Source organism: Variovorax sp. 01N429, assembly GCF_056399425.1.
On sequence record NZ_JBFTRG010000181.1, the window covers coordinates 1 to 399 of the forward strand.

Annotated in this window: 1 protein-coding gene; it reads left to right on the forward strand. The window is 72.4% G+C overall.

What is annotated here, in order from left to right; translation table 11 throughout:
• Positions 1-399 (forward strand): MMPL family transporter (locus AC1DSF_RS31155; RefSeq protein ID WP_478184172.1); only part of this gene is annotated, 399 nt, incomplete at both ends.

A 399-nucleotide genomic window follows, 5' to 3' on the forward strand; every position in this document is an offset into this window, starting at 1 on the left:
TTCCCAAGGGAGACATCCGCACCCTCATCGACCTCGCCGACAAGGCAGGCTCCGACGGACTGGACGTCGAACTCGGCGGCGGCGCGGTCCGGGACGCCGAGGAATCCGGCGGCGGCGGCGCCGAAGGCGCCGGCATGCTCGCCGCCCTGGTMATCCTCGTGCTCCTGTTCGGCTCCCTGCTGGCCGCCGCTCTCCCGCTGCTCACCGCGCTGTTCGCGCTCGGCAGCGCGGTCGGCCTCATCACGCTCGCCTCGCACGCCGCGACCGTCGCCGACTTCACCCCGCCGATCATGATGCTGGTCGGCCTGGGCGTCGGCGTCGACTACGCCCTGCTGATCTTCCACCGCTTCCGCCACGAACTCCTCCGCGGCGACGACCCCGACGAAGCCACCCGCACCG